Here is a 798-nt window from a genome sequence, read left to right as displayed (position 1 = left end):
GATAAGTGGAAGCCCTGTCACCTATAAGTGGAAGGTTTGTCACTAATTAGTGGAAGGTCTGTCACCGATAAGTGGAAGGTTTGTCACTATGGTGGAAGAATTGTCATTGTGATTTATTTTACTGTGGATTTTTTAATTTAAAACAAAATAATTCAACTGCTTGTGATGTTGATAAGTTTGTTTTTATTGAAATAAAAGTGGAAGACTTGTCATTAGATGTTTTTTATTCTGTGGATAAACTATTTGTATAAAATTTAATTGATAACATGATGTTTAATAGTCATGAATATCGGAATGGTGGAAGGCTTGTCACTTTAACAGTGGAATGTGTGTTGATTAATTCCACTTTAGTGGTGCTGTAGACTATTCCTATTTTCAAATTGATTGCTTTAGCGACACGGATGAATTATCAAAGGTGGAAGAATTGTCACTTAAAAGTGTTTAATTTTATATTAATTCCACCATAAGACTAAATAGTATCAAAATTGCACTTTAATTGTGACACTTCTTCCACTCTTAAGGTGTTTGATGGGCATAAACTGAGTTAATTTAATGTAAGGAAGAGAAAATAGTGAGCAGTTTGCATCTTCTTCCACTTTTGTGTATAACATGTAGAAAATATTTTAATCTTTCCACTTATGAGCAATCACAACGAACCAGAAGAATTAGAACATCTACCTTATTGTATTGGTAATATTCGACATAATGGAGTAGTCAGCACTAGTAACCGTCTGATTAGACCAATTGAATTATCATCTAATGAGTATAAAGCTCTACTTTATGCGATGGCTGTTGCGC

The 798-nt window shown here is 32.5% G+C and carries 1 pseudogene; it reads left to right on the top strand.

Annotation, left to right across the window (positions count from 1 at the left end):
* Positions 1-638: 638 nt before the first annotated feature.
* Positions 639-798: pseudogene (locus GBI16_RS18235) on the top strand (RepB family plasmid replication initiator protein); the annotation flags it as partial.

Source organism: Acinetobacter sp. TUM15064 (genome assembly GCF_008980265.1).
In the GTDB taxonomy this organism is placed as follows: domain Bacteria; phylum Pseudomonadota; class Gammaproteobacteria; order Pseudomonadales; family Moraxellaceae; genus Acinetobacter.
Note: the sequence above shows the minus strand (reverse complement) of the source record. Positions and strands in the feature narration are given on the sequence as shown.